Below are 690 nucleotides of genomic sequence, written 5' to 3'. Positions count from 1 at the left end.
GCCCGCTGGTGCGGGGTCGGGACCGGGCGCCCCGGCCGGCGGTGGGCCGGCGACCGGCTGTGTGGGGTGGGCCGGGTGGAATGTTTCACGTGGAACGTACGTTGCGGGGTCGAGGGGCTGGTGGGAAGGGGTGCGGTGTGCGGCATGTGCTGGTTCTCGGGGGGACCGCTGAGGCGAGGGAACTCGCGGGGGTGCTGGTCGCGATGGGCACCGTGCGGGTGACGTCGTCGCTGGCCGGGCGGGTGGCGGCCCCCCGCCTACCGCAGGGAACCGTGAGGATCGGCGGGTTCGGCGGGACCGAAGGGATGGCGCGGTGGGTGCGCGACCATTCCGTGGACGCGCTGGTCGACGCCACGCACCCGTTCGCCGAGACGATCAGCGCGCATGCGGCTCAGGCCGCCGCGCTCACCGGGGTGCCACTGCTGGCGCTGCGCCGCCCGGGCTGGACACCGGGCCCGGGCGACCGCTGGCTCTCGGCGGCCTCCCTTGCGCAGGCCGCCGAGATGCTGCCCGGCATCGCCCGCAGGGTGTTCCTGACCACCGGCCGCACCGGGCTCGCCGCGTTCGCCGGGCTGGACGAACTGTGGTTCCTGGTGCGGTCGGTGGACCCGCCGGAAGGGGCGGTGCCGCGCCGGATGGAGGTGCTGCTGGACCGGGGGCCGTACATCCTGGAGGGGGAGCGGGCGGTGC

1 protein-coding gene is annotated in these 690 nt (G+C 75.8%); it reads left to right on the top strand.

Going from position 1 to position 690, the window contains the following annotated elements:
• Positions 1-137: 137 nt before the first annotated feature.
• A partial coding sequence (locus tag AC13HU_RS37925; RefSeq protein WP_483046543.1) for a cobalt-precorrin-6A reductase occupies positions 138-690 on the top strand: 553 nt, incomplete at its 3' end.

The organism is Streptomyces sp. NH27 (assembly GCF_056859195.1).
The sequence above is the reverse complement of the archived record's forward strand: the minus strand, read 5'-3'. Positions and strand labels throughout refer to the sequence as shown.